Source organism: Pauljensenia hongkongensis, from assembly GCF_001746855.1.
Lineage (GTDB): Bacteria > Actinomycetota > Actinomycetes > Actinomycetales > Actinomycetaceae > Pauljensenia > Pauljensenia hongkongensis.
Window position 1 is genome coordinate 2,062,183 of record NZ_CP017298.1, and the last position, 17,630, is coordinate 2,079,812.

General features: G+C 70.7%; 15 protein-coding genes, 3 tRNA genes and 1 pseudogene. 17 read left to right on the forward strand and 2 right to left on the reverse strand.

Going from position 1 to position 17,630, the window contains the following annotated elements; all coding sequences use genetic code 11:
- The 11 genes and pseudogenes from BH719_RS10265 to htpX all read left to right on the forward strand — a co-directional run.
- Nucleotides 1-855: pseudogene (locus tag BH719_RS10265) on the forward strand (molybdopterin-dependent oxidoreductase); the annotation flags it as partial.
- Complete coding sequence (nuoH, locus tag BH719_RS09865; RefSeq protein WP_034255413.1) at nt 852-2,180, forward strand: NADH-quinone oxidoreductase subunit NuoH; 1,329 nt, start codon at nt 852-854, stop codon at nt 2,178-2,180. The pseudogene BH719_RS10265 and the gene nuoH, both read left to right, overlap by 4 nt.
- Nucleotides 2,173-2,832, forward strand: a complete 660-nt coding sequence (gene nuoI / locus BH719_RS08545) for an NADH-quinone oxidoreductase subunit NuoI (protein WP_009744444.1) — start codon at nt 2,173-2,175, stop codon at nt 2,830-2,832. Before nuoH ends, nuoI begins: the two co-directional genes overlap by 8 nt.
- The gene (locus BH719_RS08550) at nt 2,832-3,785 is read left to right on the forward strand and encodes an NADH-quinone oxidoreductase subunit J (RefSeq protein ID WP_034255415.1); all 954 of its coding nucleotides are present in this window, start codon (nt 2,832-2,834) and stop codon (nt 3,783-3,785) included. Before nuoI ends, BH719_RS08550 begins: the two co-directional genes overlap by 1 nt.
- Nucleotides 3,782-4,081 (forward strand): NADH-quinone oxidoreductase subunit NuoK, encoded by a 300-nt coding sequence (gene nuoK, locus BH719_RS08555; protein WP_009744446.1) that lies wholly within the window; start codon nt 3,782-3,784, stop codon nt 4,079-4,081. Before BH719_RS08550 ends, nuoK begins: the two co-directional genes overlap by 4 nt.
- 14 nt (nt 4,082-4,095) lie before the next feature.
- A complete protein-coding gene (nuoL, locus tag BH719_RS08560; RefSeq protein ID WP_009744447.1) occupies nt 4,096-6,060 on the forward strand; it encodes an NADH-quinone oxidoreductase subunit L in 1,965 nt (654 codons plus the stop codon).
- Nucleotides 6,061-6,087: 27 nt separating this feature from the next.
- The gene (locus BH719_RS08565) at nt 6,088-7,638 is read left to right on the forward strand and encodes a complex I subunit 4 family protein (protein ID WP_009744448.1); all 1,551 of its coding nucleotides are present in this window, start codon (nt 6,088-6,090) and stop codon (nt 7,636-7,638) included.
- Nucleotides 7,635-9,203, forward strand: coding sequence for an NADH-quinone oxidoreductase subunit NuoN (gene nuoN, locus BH719_RS08570; protein WP_009744449.1), 1,569 nt, complete (start codon nt 7,635-7,637; stop codon nt 9,201-9,203). Before BH719_RS08565 ends, nuoN begins: the two co-directional genes overlap by 4 nt.
- Entirely contained in the window at nt 9,200-10,213 is a 1,014-nt protein-coding gene (locus BH719_RS08575) for a polyprenyl synthetase family protein (RefSeq protein WP_009744450.1), read from the forward strand. Before nuoN ends, BH719_RS08575 begins: the two co-directional genes overlap by 4 nt.
- Before the next feature lie 150 nt (nt 10,214-10,363).
- Nucleotides 10,364-11,875 (forward strand): FAD-dependent oxidoreductase, encoded by a 1,512-nt coding sequence (locus BH719_RS08580; RefSeq protein ID WP_009744451.1) that lies wholly within the window; start codon nt 10,364-10,366, stop codon nt 11,873-11,875.
- Nucleotides 11,876-12,021: 146 nt separating this feature from the next.
- On the forward strand, nt 12,022-12,903 hold the full coding sequence (gene htpX, locus BH719_RS08585; RefSeq protein WP_034255417.1) for a zinc metalloprotease HtpX: 882 nt from the start codon (nt 12,022-12,024) through the stop codon (nt 12,901-12,903).
- A gap of 20 nt (nt 12,904-12,923) precedes the next feature.
- Here the strand turns inward: htpX and BH719_RS08590 are convergent, their stop codons facing one another.
- On the reverse strand, nt 12,924-13,427 hold the full coding sequence (locus tag BH719_RS08590; protein WP_034255812.1) for a YajQ family cyclic di-GMP-binding protein: 504 nt from the start codon (nt 13,425-13,427) through the stop codon (nt 12,924-12,926).
- A 97-nt stretch (nt 13,428-13,524) separates the two neighbouring features.
- Here BH719_RS08590 and BH719_RS08595 point away from each other — a divergent pair.
- From BH719_RS08595 to rpmG, 4 genes are all read left to right on the forward strand, one after another.
- A tRNA-Tyr gene (locus BH719_RS08595) sits at nt 13,525-13,606 on the forward strand.
- Nucleotides 13,607-13,703: 97 nt separating this feature from the next.
- Nucleotides 13,704-13,776 (forward strand) — tRNA-Thr (locus tag BH719_RS08600).
- A gap of 29 nt (nt 13,777-13,805) precedes the next feature.
- Nucleotides 13,806-13,879, forward strand: a tRNA-Met gene (locus BH719_RS08605).
- A gap of 51 nt (nt 13,880-13,930) precedes the next feature.
- Nucleotides 13,931-14,101, forward strand: a complete 171-nt coding sequence (gene rpmG, locus BH719_RS08610) for a 50S ribosomal protein L33 (protein ID WP_005870485.1) — start codon at nt 13,931-13,933, stop codon at nt 14,099-14,101.
- 68 nt (nt 14,102-14,169) lie between these two features.
- On the opposite strand, the gene BH719_RS08615 is transcribed toward rpmG, so the two are convergent.
- Nucleotides 14,170-15,009 (reverse strand): FadR/GntR family transcriptional regulator, encoded by an 840-nt coding sequence (locus BH719_RS08615; protein ID WP_009744454.1) that lies wholly within the window; start codon nt 15,007-15,009, stop codon nt 14,170-14,172.
- Nucleotides 15,010-15,072: 63 nt separating this feature from the next.
- Here BH719_RS08615 and BH719_RS08620 point away from each other — a divergent pair, with 63 nt between their 5' ends.
- Together BH719_RS08620 and BH719_RS08625 are read left to right on the forward strand one after the other, a co-directional pair.
- Complete coding sequence (locus BH719_RS08620) at nt 15,073-16,629, forward strand: ABC transporter substrate-binding protein (RefSeq protein ID WP_009744455.1); 1,557 nt, start codon at nt 15,073-15,075, stop codon at nt 16,627-16,629.
- Nucleotides 16,630-16,705: 76 nt separating this feature from the next.
- Entirely contained in the window at nt 16,706-17,623 is a 918-nt protein-coding gene (locus BH719_RS08625; RefSeq protein ID WP_009744456.1) for a dihydrodipicolinate synthase family protein, read from the forward strand.
- The last annotated feature ends 7 nt before the right edge of the window (nt 17,624-17,630 follow it).

A 17,630-nucleotide genomic window follows, 5' to 3' on the forward strand; every position in this document is an offset into this window, starting at 1 on the left:
TGCTGCCCGGGCTCGCGCCCTTCGGCAGGCCCCTGGCCGGCGCCGCCGCGACGGGCCTGGACTGGGAGGGGGCCCCCTCCGAGCGGGGCCTCGACGCCGACGGCATGCTGGCCGCCGCCGCCCGGGGCGACCTGGGCGCCCTGGTAGTCGGGGGCGTCGACGTGCGCGACTTCGCCGACCCGGACGCCGTGCGCGCCGCCATCGCGGCCACCCCCTTCGTGGTGAGCCTCGAGGTCCGCTCCTCGGAGGTGACGCGCCTGGCCGACGTGGTCCTCCCCGTGGCCCCGCCCATCGAGAAGAACGGGACCTTCATCAACTGGGAGGGCCGCCTGCGGCCCTTCGGCCAGGCCGTCTCCGCGCGCTCCCTCACCGACCGCGACGTCCTGGTGCGCCTGGCGGAGGAGTTCGACGCCGACCTGGGGATCACGGCCCTGTCCGACCTCTACGCGGAGGCCAACCCGCTGATGGACTGGGAGGGCGCCCGCGAGGCCTTCGCCCCCGTCGGCGCCCCGCCCGTGCCCGGAGTCGGCGAGGGCCAGGCCGTCCTGGCCGCGCACAAGCCGATGCTGGACGCGGGCCGCCTCCAGGACGGCGCGCCCTGGCTTGGCCGGGGCGGCGCGCACCCCCGTCGCCCGTGCCTCGGCCGCCACGCTGGCCGCCGTGGGAGCGGCGGACGGGCAGCCGCTCACGCTCACCACCGGCCGCGGCTCCCTCACGCTCCCCGCCGTCGCCGACGACCTGCCCGACCGCGTCGTGTGGGTGCCCGAGTGCTCCAGCGGTTCCATCGTCCACGAGTCCCTCGGCGCGCCCGGCGCCGTCGTGACGCTCAGCGCCAGTCAGGAGGTTGCCCGATGAGCGCCCTCGCCCCCGCGGCCGCTCACTACACCGCAGCGGATTTCAGCGAAGAGACCTGGTGGCTGTCCCTCATCAAAGCGGTCTTCATCATCGTCTTCCTCATCCTCAACGTCCTGCTCGCCCTGTGGGTGGAGCGGCGCGGCCTGGGGCGCATGCAGACCCGCCCGGGCCCCAACGTGGCGGGCCCCCTGGGCCTGTTCCAGGCCTTCGCCGACGCGGTCAAGCTCCTGTTCAAGGAGGACATGTGGACCAGGCGGGCCGAGAGGTTCCTCTACTTCCTGGCCCCCGCCATCGCGGCGTTCGCGGCCTTCAGCGTCTTCGCCGTGATCCCCATGGGCCCGAACGTGAGCCTGTTCGGCCACTCGTCCCCGCTGCAACTGGCCGACATGCCGGTCGCCACCCTGTACATCCTGGCGATCGCGTCGCTGGGCCTGTACGGCATCGTCCTGGGCGGCTGGTCCACGCGCTCCACGCTGCCCCTGTACGGCGCCGTCCGCTCCAGCGCCCAGGTGATCTCCTACGAGCTGGCGATGGGGCTGTCCCTGGTCTCCGTGTTCCTCATGTCGGGCACGATGTCCACCTCGCAGATCGTCGCCGCGCAGGGCCAGTACTGGTGGGTGTTCACCCTGTTCCCCGCCTTCGTCATCTACTGCGTCTCCGCCACCGGCGAGGTCAACCGCCTCCCCTTCGACCTGCCCGAGGCCGAGGGCGAGCTGGTGGCCGGGCACATGACCGAGTACTCGTCCATGAAGTTCGGCTGGTACTACCTGTCCGAGTACGTGAACATGCTCAACGTCTCCGCTGTGGCGACCACCATGTTCCTGGGGGGCTGGCACGCCCCCTGGCCGCTGTCCCAGGTGGAGTTCCTCGCCTCCGGGTGGATGGGCATGGTCTGGTTCTTCCTCAAGATGTGGTTCTTCATGTTCCTGCTCATCTGGACACGGGCCACACTGCTGCGCTTCCGTTACGACCAGTTCATGGCCCTGGGGTGGAAGTGGCTGATGCCCATCGCCCTGGCGTGGCTCGTCATGGTCGCCCTGGTGCGCGGCCTCACCCAGTTCGTCACGGTGTCCGCCCCCGTGCTCTACGGCTCGGTCGCCGTCGTCTTCCTGATCGCCCTGGTCGTCATCTGGGTCACCGACCCCGGCGAGGAGCCCGCCCACGACCCGGCCGACGAGGAGTACACGGGCTTCGCGGACGGCTTCCCCGTCCCGCCGCTGCCGGGGCAGAGCCCCGTCGCCTCGCCGCGCGCCGGGCGCGCAGCCGCTGCCGCAGCCGGGGGCACCAGCCCGGCAAGCCCCCACGAGGAGGGTTCCGATGAGTAAGAAGAAGCCCGCCGACGACGAGCAGATGCTCTTCGAGCACGACCCCAAGGGCCCCATCGGGCGCTTCGTGGCGCCCATGGCCGGGTACGGCGTGACCCTCTCGTCGTTCTTCCGGCCCACCGTCACCGAGCAGTACCCGCGCGAGGAGGCGCGCGTCATGCCGCGCTTCCACGGCCGCCACCAGCTCAACCGCTACGCCGACGGCCTCGAGAAGTGCGTCGGCTGCGAGCTCTGCGCCTGGGCGTGCCCCGCGGACGCCATCTTCGTCGAGGCCGCCTCCAACACGCCCGACGAGCAGTACTCCGCGGGCGAGCGCTACGGCCGCGTCTACGAGATCAACTACTTGCGCTGCATCTTCTGCGGGATGTGCATCGAGGCGTGCCCGACTCGGGCGCTGACGATGACCAACGAGTTCGAGCTGGCCGAGTACACGCGCGAGGACGACATCTACGTCAAGGACGACCTGCTGGTCCCCCTGTCGGAGGGGATGCTCTCGACGCCCCACCCGATGGTCCCGGGGAAGTCCGATGGCGACTACTACCGTGGAGAAGTCGACGGGCCCGTGCCCGAGCAGATCGACTGGGTGGGGAGCCGGCGCCCCGACGACCCCAGCCTGCCGGGCGCGCGGGCGCTCGTGGGAGAGGACGGATGATGAACCTGCTGCAAGGCTGGCCCGCCATGGGCTCCGTGGGAGAGGCGGTCCTGTTCGCGTGCACCGCGGTCTTCATGGTCGCCTGCGCCCTGGGCGTCCTCTTCTTCAAGAAGGCCGCCCACTCCGCCGTGTGCATGGTCGGGGTGATGCTGGGCCTGGCGGTCCTGTACATCGCCAACAACGCCCCCTTCCTGGGAGTCGCGCAGATCGTCGTCTACACGGGCGCGATCATGATGCTCTTCCTCTTCGTCATCATGCTCATCGGCATCGGCGAGTCCGACGACTACGCCCTGCAGGGGCGCGGCAGGATCATCGCCGCCGTCCTGGGCGGCCTGGGCCTGGCGGTGTGCGTGACGGCCGCCGTGGTCCACTCCACCGCCGACGCCCGCACGGCCGCGCCCGTGGACCCGTACTCGAACGCCCCCATCACGGACCTGGCGGTCATGCTCTTCGAACGCCACTGGCTGTCGATGGAACTGGCCGGGGGCCTGCTCATCACCGCCGCCCTGGGCGCCATGGTGCTCACCCATTCGGACCGCCTCGTGCCCAAGGCCGACCAGGCGCAGACCGCGCGCTCCAAGATGCGCGCCTTCGCCCAGACCGGCCGCCGCATCGGCCAACTGCCCGCCCCCGGCGTGTACGCCCGCTCCAACGCGGCCGACGTACCCGCCGTCTCCGGCGAGACACTGGGCCCCGTCGAGGAGTCCGTCCCCCGCGTGCTGCGCGTGCGCGGCCTGGAGCGCTCCATCGGCGAGGTCGACAGGGAGGTCGCCCAGGCCCTGGCCCTGGCGCGCTCCGACGGGCAGGGCGATTCGCCCTTCGGGGCCGTCGGCCCCGCCGATGTCGGCCGCTCCGGCTCGTGGGGCATGCCCGGGCCCGCCGCCCCCACCGGACTCAACCAGCCCAAGCCCCGCCGCAGCGACGGGGCAGCCACCCAGGAGGAAGCAAAGTGAGCCTAGCCTGGTACCTCGTCCTCGCGGCGGTCCTGTTCGCCATCGGCGCCGTCGTGGTCCTCGTGCGCCGCTCCGCGGTGATCTCCCTCATGGGCGTCGAGCTCATGCTCAACTCCGCGAACCTGGTGCTCGTCGCCTTCTCGCGCATCGGGTCGAACATCGACGGGCAGATCATGGCGTTCTTCGTCATGGTGGTCGCAGCCGCCGAGGTCGTCGTCGGCCTGTCCATCATCGTGTCCATCTACCGTTCGCGCGCCACGACCAGCGTGGACGACGCCAACCTGCTCAAGCACTGAAGGAGGGCACCACCATGACACCGTTCCTCCTGCCCGCCGCCGCGCCCGCGTCCGCCACGGGGGCCGCGTCGCTGGCGCCCCTGATGATCCTGGTCCCCCTGGTCAGCGCGGGCCTGCTGCTGCTCCTGGGCCGAGCCGCCGATTCCTGGGGGCACTGGCTGGCCACCGCTGCCTCGTGGGCGTCCTTCGGGATCGGCGCGGCCGTGGCGGCCCAGATGCTCGGCTCCGACCCGTCGTCGAGGCGCTCCTCCCAGACGCTCTTCACCTGGATCCCCGCCGGGGACTTCACGGTGGACTTCGGGCTGCTGGTCGACCCGCTCTCCCTCACCTTCGTCATCCTGGTGACCTTCGTGGGCTCCCTCATCCACGTGTACGCCATCGCCTACATGGCCCACGACGGGGCGAGGCGCCGCTTCTTCGCCTACCTCAACCTCTTCATCGCGGCGATGCTCGTCCTGGTCCTCGCCGACTCCTACGCGGGCCTCTTCGTGGGCTGGGAGGGCGTGGGCCTGGCCTCGTACCTGCTCATCGGGTTCTGGAACCACGTCCCCGCCAACGCCGTGGCCGCCAAGAAGGCGTTCATCATGAACCGCGTGGGCGATATCGGGATGCTCATCGCCATGATGGCGATGGTCGCGAACTTCTCGTCCGTCTCCTACGCCGAGGTCAGCGCCCGGGTGGGCGGGGCCGGGCAGGCCCAGGCCACCGTCATCGGCCTCTTCCTGCTGGTCGCGGCCTGCGGCAAGTCCGCGCAGTTCCCCCTGCAGGCCTGGCTGGGCGACGCCATGGCGGGCCCGACCCCCGTGTCGGCCCTCATCCACGCGGCCACCATGGTCACCGCGGGCGTCTACCTGGTCGTGCGCTCCGGCGCGGTCTTCACGGCCGCCCCGGCGGCCGCGGCGGCAGTGGTCGTCGTCGGCGCCGTCACCCTGCTCTTCGGCGCCGTCGTCGGCTCGGCCAAGGACGACATGAAGAAGGTCCTGGCCGCCTCCACTATGAGCCAGATCGGCTACATGATGCTCGGCGCGGGCCTGGGGCCCATCGGCTGGGCCTTCGCCGTCTTCCACCTGTTCACCCACGGCTTCTTCAAGGCCCTGATGTTCCTGGGCGCGGGCTCGGTCATGCACGGCATGGGCGACCAGGTGAACATGCGGCGCTTCGGCGCCCTGCGCGGCGCCATGAAGGTCACGTGGCTCACCTTCATGATGGGCTGGCTGGCCATCCTGGGGGTGCCGCCCCTGTCCGGGTTCTGGTCGAAGGACAAGATCATCGAGGCCGCGTTCTCGATCCATTCCTTCGGCGGCTCGGAGGCGCCGTGGGCGCCCTGGGTGTTCGGCACCGTCGCCCTGGTGGGCGCCGGCGTCACCGCGTTCTACATGTCGCGCCTGTTCTTCATGACCTTCCACGGCAAGGCGCGCTGGACCACCGAGGCCGAGGGGAGCCCCGTGCGCCCCCACGAGTCCGGCCCCCTCATGACCATCCCCATGGTCGTCCTGGCCGTCGGGGCCGTCGTGATCGGCGCGGCCCTGTCCGTCGGCGACTTCTTCACCACGTGGTTGGAGCCCGCCATCGGCCCCGTCGAGCACGGCGAACCCGTCGTGGGCGAGTACGCCCTGCAGGGCGCCACCCTGGTCCTCGTCCTGGTCGGCGCGTGGATCGCGTGGCGCAAGTACGGCGCCGCCCAGGTCCCCGCCTCCGTCCCCGCGGGCAACGCCCTCACCGAGGCGGCGCGCCGCGACCTCTACCAGGACACCGTCAACGAGGCGCTCTTCATGGCGCCGTCCAAGGGGCTCGTCGCCGTGGCCACGGTGGGCGACTCCGCCGTCATCGACGGGGCGCTCACGGGCGCCGGGCGCGCCTGCCAGGGCGTCGGGAAGCTCGTCGGCGCCACGCAGAACGGCTTCGTGCGCGCCTACGCCTCGTACATCCTCGCGGGAGCGGTGGCCGCGGTGGCGCTCGTCCTGGCGTTCAGGCTCTGAAGGGGATCACGAACAATGGAAAACGCAATGGAAGCCTCACAGTTCCCCTGGCTGACCGCGATGGTCGCCCTCCCGGCCCTGGGCGCCGCCCTGCTGGGCCTCGTCCCCGCGCTGCGGCGCTCGGCGGGCAGGGCCGTCGCCCTCGCCGTGTCCGCAGCCGAGCTGGTCCTCGCGCTGGTCGTCGCGGCCACGCGCTTCGACTGGTCGGCCCCCGCCTCGTACCAGGTCACCGACTCCTTCACGTGGATCCCCCAGCTGGGCATCAGCTGGTCCCTGTCCGTGAGCGCGCTGTCCCTCGTCATGGTGCTGCTCGCCACCGCGCTGGTCCCCCTGGTGCTCGTCGCCGGGTGGGACGAGGAGGAGTCCGCCGACCAGGGGGCCTACCCCGCCCTGGTGCTCGCGCTCGAGTCCTTCATGGTCGTGATCTTCACGGCGTGGGACCTCGCGGTCTTCTACTTCGCCTTCGAGGCGATGCTGGTGCCCCTGTACCTCATGATCGGCCGCTACGGGGTGGGCGGGGAGGCGGAGCGCCACAGGGCCGCCATGAAGTTCCTCCTCTACTCGCTCTTCGGCGGGCTCGTCATGCTGGGCGGCGTCGTCGCCCTGTGGGCGACGGCCCCCGCGCCCGGCTCCCGTGAGCTCTTCTTCCGCTTCGACACGCTCGCCCAGGTGTCCCAGTCGCTGCCCCAGGGCGCCCAGGCCCTCGTCTTCGCGACCTTCATGGTGGCCTTCGCCATCAAGGCGCCGATGGTGCCCGTCCACACGTGGCTGCCCGACACGGCCGCCGTGGCCCGGCCCGGGACGTCGGTGCTGCTGGTCGGAGTCCTCGACAAGATCGGCACCTACGGGATGATCGTCCTGTGCCTGCGGATGCTGCCCGGGCCCTCCGCCTCCGCCAGGTGGGCGATGGTGGCCCTGGCCGTCGTGTCCATCATCTGGGGCGGCCTGGCCGCCAACGGGCAGAACGACATCATGCGCCTGGTGTCCTACACCTCGGTGTCCCACTTCGGTTTCATGGTGCTCGGCGTCTTCATCGGCTCCGAGACCGCGCTGGTGGGGGCGATGTTCTACATGGTCGCCCACGGGGTGTCCATCGCCGCGATGTTCTGGCTGTCCGGGTGGCTGTCGCGCCGGGGCGGCACCCAGGACATGCGCGAGTACGCCGGGATGCAGCGCGTCGCGCCCGTCCTGGCGGGGCTGTGGCTGACCGCCGGCCTGGCCTCCATCGCGCTGCCCGGCCTGTCGGGCTTCGTGCCCGAGTACCTGGTCCTGATGGGGACGTGGCGCGTCAGCGCCGCGGCCGCCCTCTTCGCGGTCCTCGGCGTCGTCATCGCCGCCATGTACGTGCTCATGCCCTACCAGCGGGTGTTCACGGGCGCCCCCGCCAAGGGGAAGGAGGGCCTGAGCGACCTCGGCGGGCGCGAGAGGGCAGTCATGGCCCCCGTCGTCGCCGCGATGCTGGTCCTGGGCATCTGGAGCGCCCCGCTGGTCTCGGCGCTCACCCCCATCGCCAATGACGCGGCCCTGGGCTCCCCGGCGCCGACCGCCTCCGCTTCTCCCGAAGGGAGCTCCAAGTGATCCTCCTGCCCCAAGCAGCCTTCTCCGCCCCCGACGTCCGGTGGGCGGCGCTGGTGCCCGTCCTCATCGTCCTGGGCACTGCCGTGCTGAGCGTGCTGGTCGAGGCCTTCGCCCCCGTGCGCGCCCGCCGGCCCATCGTCATCGGCCTCGCCCTTTTCGCCACCGGCGCCGCGGCGGCCGTCCTGGCGCTGCGGTGGACCACCGTGCTGGCGGCCCCCGCCTCGTTGGGGGAGTACATCGAGGATCCGCTGACCGTGGGCGCGCAGTTCGTCCTGGCAATCATCGGCTTCCTGTCGGTCCTGGTCATGGCCGACCGCACGCGGGTGGGGGACGGGTCCTTCGCGGCCCAGCCCTCCGACCGCCCGGGCTCGGCCGCCGAGGAGCTGTCCGAGGCGAAGGGCTACCAGCGCTCCGAGGTCTTCCCCCTGGCCCTGTTCTCGTTGGGCGGCATGATGGTGTTCCCGGCGGCGGACAACTTCGTGGCGCTCTTCGTCGCCCTGGAGGTCATGTCGCTGCCGCTGTACGTGCTCGCGGCCACCGCCCGCAGGCGCAGGCAGCTGTCCCACGAGGCGGCGCTCAAGTACTTCGTCCTGGGCGCCTTCTCCTCGGCGTTCATGCTCATGGGAGCGGCCCTGCTCTTCGGCGCGTCGAACTCCCTGACGATCTCGGCCCTGGCCCAGGCGATCGGCGCCTCCGTGGCGATGGACCGCCTGGTCCTCATCGGCGTCCTGTGCGTCATGATCGGCCTGCTGTTCAAGGTGGGCGCGGCGCCCTTCCACGCGTGGGCCCCCGACGTGTACACCGGCGCGCCCACGCCCGTCACCGGGTTCATGGCGGCGGCCGTGAAGGTGGCGGCGTTCGGGGCGGTGCTCCGCTTCTACCAGGTGGTGGCGGGCCTGTTGTCGTGGGATCTGCTCCCCGTGTTCCTGGCGGTCGCAGCCGCCACCATCGTGGTGGGCACCTTCGTCGGACTCGTCCAGTCGGACGTGAAGAGGATGCTCGCCTTCTCGTCGATCGCCCACGCCGGGTTCATCCTCATCGGCGTGTTCTCCCTGGTCAAGGGCAGTTCCGGCCATGTGCTGCTCTACGTGCTGTCCTACGGCCTGGCCACAGTCGGCGCCTTCGGCGTCGTGACGCTGGTGCGCACGCGCGACCAGGACGGCGCGGTGGGGGGCGAGGCCAACCAGTTGTCGCGCTGGGCGGGCCTGGGGCGCACGAACCCGTGGGTGGCGGCCTCCATGCTGGTGTTCCTGCTCTCCTTCGCGGGCATCCCGCTCACGGGCGGTTTCATCGGCAAATTCGTGGTCTTCTCCGACGGGGCCGCCGGGGGGCTGGCCTGGCTGGTCGCCGTGGCCCTGGTCGCCTCGGCGGTCACGGCCTTCTACTACTTCCGCCTGGTGCGCCTCATGTTCTTCACCGAGCCGGAGGGGGACGCGGTAGTGGTGCGCAGCGAGGGCCTGACGGGGATCGCGGTCGCGGTCTGCGCTGTGGCGACCATCGCACTCGGCGTGTTCCCGGGCCCCGTCTTGTCCCAGCTGTCGAAGATCGTCATACTTCTTCCGTGAGCGTTTCAGCAGCAGATCTCCATGTTCCCGGCCTCGAGTCCCGGATCTCCCCGGGGCTCGAGGCCGTTGAGCGCCAGCTGGCCGGGGCGGTCTCCTCGTCCCGGGACCTCGTCGACGAGCTGACCGCCCACTTGTCGGCGGCGGGGGGCAAGCGGCTGCGCCCGCTGCTCACCCTGGTGTGCGCCCAGCTGGGGCGCCCCGAACTGGCGCTCGGCGAGCGCGTCATCACGGGTGCCACGGCTGTGGAGCTCACGCACCTGGCGTCCCTGTACCACGACGACGTCATGGATTCGGCGCCCACACGCCGGGGCGTGCCCTCCGCCCAGCGGCTGTGGGGGAACAACAGGGCGATCCTGGCGGGGGACGTCCTCTTCGCGAGGGCGTCGGCGCTGGTCGCCGCGCTGGGCCCGGAGATGGTCACGCGCCACGCCGTGACTTTCGAGCGCCTGTGCACGGGGCAGCTGAACGAGACCTTCGGCCCGGCTCCCGGGGAGGATCCCGTGGAGTTCTACCTGCGCGTCCTGGCCGACAAGACGGGGTCCCTGGTGTCGTCGGCGGCCGCCTTCGGGGCGCTGCTCTCTGACGCGGGGGCCTTCGTGGGCGACGTGGTCGCCGAGTTCGGCGAACGGGTGGGAGTGGCGTTCCAGATCGCCGACGACGTCCTGGATCTGGCGTCCTCGGGGGGCCAGTCGGGCAAGACACCGGGAACGGATCTGCGCGAGGGCGTGGACACGCTGCCGGTGCTGCTGCTGCGCAGGCGCGAGGCGGAGGGCGGCCTTGACGACGCGGGCAGGCGCATCCTGGAGGGCCTGGGCTCGGATCTGTCCTCCGACGAGGCGCTGGGCGACGTGGTGTCGATGCTGCGCGTCCACGACGTGCTCGACGAGACCCGCTCCCTGGCGCGCGCCTGGGCCGCCGGCGCCATCGACTGCCTCGAGGCGCTGCCCAAGGGAGAGCCGAAGACCGCGCTGGTCGCTTTCGCGCACCTGATGGTGGACAGGCTCGCCTGAGAACGAGTGGGGCTCGTCTCAGATGGGCCCGCCCCCCTCCCCGGTGGATACACTTGCGTGGGGCGCCCAACGGCGCGCCCGCCGCGCGCCCGCACCGGGGCGCGGCTCCCCCGGGCGCTGTGCCCTGGGAACACAGAAGGAGGAACTGGGGTGGCCCCACTCAACGTTGCCGTCATCGGCGCCGGCCCCGCTGGAATCTACGCGTCCGACATCCTGGCGAAGTCGGGGCTCGAGGTGAGCATCGACCTGTTCGAGCGCCTTCCCGCGCCCTACGGGCTGGTCCGCTACGGGGTCGCCCCCGACCACCCGCGCATCAAGCAGATCATCGTCGCCCTGTACAAGATCCTCCAGCGCGGGGACATCCGCCTGCTGGGCAACGTCGAGGTCGGCCGCGACATCACCATCGAGGATCTGCGCGACCACTACGACGCGATCATCATCGCCACGGGCGCCGACAGGGACGCGCCCCTGCCGATCCCCGGCATCGGCCTGCCCGAGTCCTACGGCGCCGCGGACTTCGTGTCCTGGTACGACGGCAACCCCGACTACCCGCGCACCTGGCCGTTGGAGGCCAAGGAGGTCGCTGTGATCGGCGTCGGCAACGTGGCCCTGGACATCTCCCGCGTCCTGGCCAAGCACGCCCCCGACATGCTGCGCACCGAGGTCCCCGCCAACGTCGCCAAGGCGCTGGCCGAGAACCCGGTCACCGATGTCCACGTCTTCGGCCGTCGCGGCCCCGCCCAGGTGAAGTTCACGCCGCTGGAGCTGCGCGAGCTGGGCAAGGTCCCCGACGTGGACGTCATCGTCTCGGAGGAGGACTTCGACTTCGACGAGGGCTCGCAGCGGGCGCTGCGCGAGTCCAACCAGCAGCGCCAAGTGGTCAAGACGCTCACGAACTACGCGATGGCGGACCCGGAGGAGCGCACGGCGTCGCGGCGCATCCACATCCACCTCTTCCAGTCGCCCGTGGAGGTCGTCGCCGATGGCAACGGGCACGTCAAGGCGCTGCGCACCGAGCGCACGCAGCTCAACGGCGACGGCACGGTGTCGGGCACGGGCGTCATCACGACGTGGCCCGTGCAGGCCGTGTACCGCGCGGTCGGCTACTACTCGTCGCCGATCCGGGGCCTGCCCTTCGACACGCGGGCGGGCGTCGTGCCGAACGTGGAGGGCCGCGTCATCGACTCGGCGACCACGAAGGACCAGTCCGCCCCCGTGATCCCCGGCGTCTACGCGACCGGGTGGATCAAGCGCGGCCCCGTGGGCCTGATCGGCTCCACGAAGTCCGACGCGCAGCAGACCATCGCCCACCTCGTGGAGGACGCGGGCGAGGGGCGCCTGCACGCCGCCACGCGGGCCGTCGGCCACGAGGCGATGGTCGCCCTGCTGGAGGAGCGCGGCATCGAGTACACCACATGGGAGGGCTGGGAGCTGCTGGACGCCTACGAGCAGGCGCTCGGGAAGGCCTACGGCGAACTCCCCGGCGGGCGCGGGCTGCGCGAGCGCGTCAAGGTGGTGTCCCGGCGCGCCATGACGGACATCTCGCGGGGCCGCGACGTGGATCCCGCGGGGGCGGACCTCATCGGGCAGATGGGGGAGATGGGCGTGCCCACTGCCCCCGAGCGCTTCGAGGACTACACGGGGCCGGGACGGCGCCACTGAGCGCCCGGCTGGCCCTCGGCGAGGGTCCGGGGCGGTGGTCGGGCGCCGGCGCCCCGGGCGGGCCCTGCGGGCCGGCGCCGGGGATTCCAGCAGGGTACCCGGGTTCTCCCAGGAGCTTTACAGGTAACCTCCGTAGACTGTCGCGCATGACCCACCGGAGTTATCACAACGGACTGAAGACAGTCCTGTTGCTCGGAGGAATGTGGGCCCTGCTGCTCGCCGTCGGCGCCGCCATCGCGGCGGGCACCGGCAACCGGCTCTGGATCTTCGTGTTCGCGGCCATCGGCCTCGTCCAGACGGGGTTCTCCTACTGGAACTCGGCGTCGGTCGCGCTGCGCTCGATGGACGCCTACCAGGTGGGCGAGGCCGAGCAGCCCGTCCTCCACGCCATCGTCCGCGAACTGGCCGAGCGGGCCGGGCAGCCGATGCCGACGATCTGGGTGGCTCCCACGCGCACGCCGAACGCCTTCGCGACGGGGCGCGATCCAGAGCACGCCGCGGTGTGCTGCACGGAGGGGATCTTGGAGATCCTGGGGGAGCGGGAGCTGCGCGGCGTGCTGGGGCACGAGCTCATGCACGTCTACAACCGGGACATCCTGACCTCGTCCGTGGCGGCGGCCATGGCGGGGATCGTCATGTCCATCGCCCAGTTCCTCATGTTCTTCGGCGGCGGTTCGCGCAGGGACGGCGAGGAGGGGGGCCTCGGCTTCCTCGGCGCCATCGCGATCGCGCTGCTGGCCCCCATCGCCGCCGCTCTCATCCAGTTCTCGCTGTCGCGCACGCGCGAGTACGACGCCGACGAGGACGGAGCTGAGCTCACCCACGATCCCCTGGCCCTCGCCTCGGCGCTGCGCAAGCTGGAGGCGGCGACGGACCGCGTGCCCATGGCGCCGACCCCGGCGAACCAGAACGTCGCGGCCATGATGATCGCGAACCCCTTCCGCGCCGGGGGGCTGGCGAACCTGTTCTCCACCCATCCGCCGATGGAGGAGCGCATCGCCCGCCTGGAGCGGATGGCGGGCTACTAGCGCCGTCGGCGCCCGCCGTCTCAGCGGTAGTTGACGAACTGGAGGGCGACGTCGAAGGCGTCCCCGTCGGGGCCCTTGAGCAGGGCGATCACGGCCTGCAGGTCGTCGCGGGACTTCGAGGACACCCGGAGCGCGTCGCCCTGGATCTGGGGCTTGACGCCCTTGGGGCCCTCGTCGCGGATGAGTTTGGCGATCTTCTTCGCGGTGTCCTGGGGGATCCCCTCCTTGAGGGGGCACGTGAGCGTGAAGAGCTTGCCCGAGGCCTTGGGTTCGCGGCCCGCGTAGTCGAGGACCTTGAGGGACAGGCCCCTGCGGATGAGCTTGCTCTGGAGCACGTCGAGGACCGCCAGGACCCGGGAGGCCGAGTTCGCCGTCATAGTGATCGAGTCGGCGGACAGGGCGATGGAGGCGTCGACGCCCCGGAAGTCGTAGCGGTTGGCGATCTCCTTGGCGGTCTGGTTGACGGCGTTGTCGACCTCTTGGCGGTCGAGGGTGGAGACGATGTCGAAGGAGGAGTCTGCCATGGTGGCGCCTTTCATTGGAATCCTGCCGTTCCCCGTGCCGATTGGCGTTGCGGGGACCTTTGGTGCTATTCTTCCACGGCACCGCAAAACGGCGCACGGCAGGTTACCAAAGCGGCCAAATGGATCTGACTGTAAATCAGACGCTTCGTGCTTCGGGGGTTCGAATCCCTCACCTGCCACTCTCCCGGCGGCCAGCCGCCGGGAGGCGCGTGTGAGTTCCTTCTCAGGGAATCGGATTGCCCGCAGCGTCCGCCTTGGGATAGAGTTTCCGGCGTTGCCCCGATAGCTCAGTAGGCAGAGCGTCTCCATGGTAAGGAGAAGGTCAAGGGTTCGATTCCCTTTCGGGGCTCTGGTCGCGGCCCAGGCCGCGACCGCTGCGGCGGGGTAGCTCAGCTGGTCAGAGCGCACGACTCATAATCGTGAGGTCGCGGGTTCGAGCCCCGCCCCCGCTACCGATAACCGACAGGTCGCTCGCGACACCAACAGCAAACGAGGGAAGTACCGTGGCAAGCAAGTCCCAGGACGTTCGCCCCAAGATCACTCTGGCGTGCTCGGAGTGCAAGGAGCGCAACTACATCACGAAGAAGAACCGCCGCAACACGCCCGACAGGCTCGAGCTGGCGAAGTTCTGCCCGCGCTGCAGGAAGTCGACGCGCCACCGCGAGACCCGCTGAGCGCGTCGCCCGCCGCCCCGAGGAGTGATCTCCTCGGGGTTCTTCTTATAGGCGGGATGTGGGGCATCTCATTCCCCCTGCGCCTGCTCGTCGGCCCCCCGGCTGTGTCCGCGGCGCCGGGGCGAGGGGCCCGGGCCGTGGGCCGCGGGCGCGGCGCCGATGAGGGACAGGAGCGGGAGGTAGTGGTCCTCGATGGCCTCCTTGTAGGCGTTGACGTCCCCCGACTCGCAGGCGCGCAGGATCGCCGCGTGCGCCTCGGCGCTGGCCAGGAGGTGCTCCTCGCTGGCCGTCTCCAGTTGCGGGGCGAGCGCCTGGTAGATCAGCCACATCGCCGAGACGAGCTGCGACATCAGGGGGTTGTGCAGGGACTCGAGCAGGGCGGAGTGGAAGGCGATGTCCTCGGCCAGTGATGTCCTGCCCGCTCGCGCCTTGGCGCGCATAGCGTCGGCGAGGTCCCACAGCCGGGGGTCGCGCTTGCCCTTCATGGCGGCCAGGAGCCCGGGGGCGATGCCGAGGTCCAGGGCGCGCCGGGTGTCGATGATCGAGCGCAGGGACTGGATCCCGTTGATCTCGTCGAGGGCGGAGCGCAGGACCAGTGTCTCGACCAGGGGCTGCAGGGACATGGTGCCGACGTAGGAGCCCGAGCCCTGCCGCACTGTGACGATGTCGAGGGCCTCGAGTTTGCGCAGGGCCTCGCGCACGGAGGAGCGCGACACGCCGAGGTCGGCGCACAGGGACGCCTCGGTGGGCAGGCGGTCGCCGGCGCGCAGGCCGTGCTGCAGGATGTAGGCCTTGATCGCGTCCATCGTCGCGGTGGAGCGCGTGTCGGCCGCAGGCGCGTTATCGTTCTGCAACCGTATCGACGAGATTGCGGCCTCTATGGCTTGCGTTGATTTGTCTGACAACATACGATCATCCTAACGGAGCGGGAACACCGCACATCCACCTTTCTCGAAGATGAGGAGAGAAAATTGCGAATCCGCAAGTCCCTCGCATCGGGTGCGGCCGTCGCGGCGGCGGCACTGGTGCTCACTGCCTGCGGTGGCGGACAGACTTCGTCCACGCCTCAGACTAGCGGTGCGGGGCCCACCGGCGAAATCAACGTCGGCGTCGCCTACGCGACCACCGACTACGGGCCGGTCACCACATCGGCCCTGGCGCTGGGCACCAACTGGCACGTGCTGGAGGGGCTCTACGCCTTCGACATGGTCGACTACTCGGTGCGGCCAGCCCTGGCCAAGGGGGATCCCGTGGAGGTCTCCGCCACCGAGTACGAGGTCGCCCTGCGCGACGGGGCGAAGTTCTCCGACGGGAACGCGGTCACGGCCAACGACGTCGTCGCCTCCTACGAGAGGGCCGTGGACCCCACCTCCGTCTACAAGCAGTTCTTCACCTTCGTCGACTCCGTCACCGCCAAGGACAGCGCCACGGTCACCATCAAGCTGAAGCACCCCTTCTCAATGCTCAAGGACCGCTTCACCAACGTGCGCGTCGCCCCCGCCTCCATGGACGCGGACGCGCTCAAGGCTCAGCCGGTCGGCTCGGGCCCCTACAAGTACGAGAGCATCTCGCCGACCGAGGTCACCGCCGTCCCCAACGACCAGTACAACGGGTCGGTGCCCGCCACCGCCGCCAGGATCCGCTGGCACGTCCTCAAGGACGACTCCGCGCGCCTGTCCGCGGCCATCGGCGGCACGGTGGACATCATGGAGGCCGTCCCCGCCAGCGCCGTCCACCAGCTCAGGGCGAGTGGGTGGGCCGTCGAGGCGGTCCCCGGGTACAACAACCCCTTCCTCATGTTCAACACCACGAAGGCCCCCTTCGACAAGCCCGAGGTGCGCCAGGCGGTCCTCAGGGCCATCGACCGCCAGAAGCTGGTCGACGGCCCGATGGAGGGCCAGGCCGTCGTCGCCACGTCCTTCCTGCCCGAGTCCAGCCCCGCCCACAAGAAGCCCGCCACCGACCTGGGCCACGACCCGCAGGCGGCCAAGAAGCAGCTGGCCGACGCGGGCGCCGTGGGAACCGAGATCACCCTCACCACCACCGACCACCCGTGGATCGCCAACCTCGTCCCGCAGGTGAAGGCGGACCTGGAGGCCCTCGGCCTGACCGTCAAGGTCGACCCCCTCGCCGACCCCTACACCAGCGCGACCGACGTCGACGAGCCCGGCTACGACATCGTCATGGCCCCCGGCGACCCGTCCGTGTTCGGCATGGACCCCGGCATCATCATGTCCTGGTGGAACGGCGACAACATCTGGACCCAGAAGCGCGACTCCTGGGCGAAGACCGCGCCCGACGCCTTCCGGTCCTTCCAGGGCATCGTCGAGGAGACGGTGCAGCTGGAGCCCGACGACCCCGCCGCGCTCGCCAAGTGGGGCCAGGCCCAGGATCTGCTGGCGGAGCAGGCCGTCATCTACCCCCTGTTCCACCGCAAGATGCTCACGGCCTACAAGCCGGGCAAGGTGGCCGACTTCAGCCCCATCGCCGCCACAGGCCTGCAGCTGCTCGGTGTGAGCGCCAAGTGACGCCGCACGAGACCCGCACCCGGGAGCTCCGGGGGCCCTCCCCCGCCGCTCCACCCACCCCACACGAAGGAATGAAATGAAATCGCAGATCCGCGGCGTCGTTCCGCCGCTCGCCATCCCGCTCAAGGACGGGGCGCTCGACACCGCCTCCCTGGAGCGCCACATCAACCGCATGATCGACGCCGGTGTCCACGGGCTCTTCGTGTCCGGGTCGTCGGGAGAGGTCGCCTTCTCCACCGACGCGCGGCGCGACCAGGTCCTCGCCGAGGCCCTCCGCGTCGTCGACGGGCGCGTCCCCGTCCTGGCGGGCGTCATCGACACGGAGACGGAAAGGGTCATCGAGCACATCCGCCGCGCCGAGGACTCCGGCGCGACGGGCGTCGTGGCCACCGCTCCCTTCTACGCCCTCGGCGGCGAGGCCGAGGTCGAGCGCCACTTCCGCCTCCTGGCGGAGAACACCGGATTGGAGCTGTGGGCCTACGACATCCCCGTGTGCGTGCACACGAAGCTGTCCCCCGACCTGCTGCTGCGCCTGGGCCGTGACGGCGTCCTCGCCGGCGTCAAGGACTCCTCCGGCGACGACGTCTCCTTCCGGTGGCTGTCCCTGGCCAACGAGGCGGCCGGGCACCCCCTGCGCCTGCTCACCGGCCACGAGGTCGTCGTCGACGGCGCCTACATGTCGGGCGCCGACGGCTCGGTGCCCGGTCTGGGCAACGTCGACCCCCACGGCTACGTGCGCCAGTGGCAGGCCTACGAGCGCCGCGACTGGGAGGCCGTGCGCGCCGAGCAGGACCGCCTGGCCGAGCTCATGCGGATCGTCCAGGTGAAGGGCGTCCAGGGCTTCGGCGCAGGGATCGGCGCCTTCAAGACGGCCATGATGCTCCTGGGCGTGTTCGACACCAACGAGATGCCCCGCCCGGTCGCCGCCCTGGAGGGCGACAACGTCGAGTGGGTCGCCTCGGTGCTCCGGGGCACGGGGCTGCTGGCCGGTTGACGGGGCC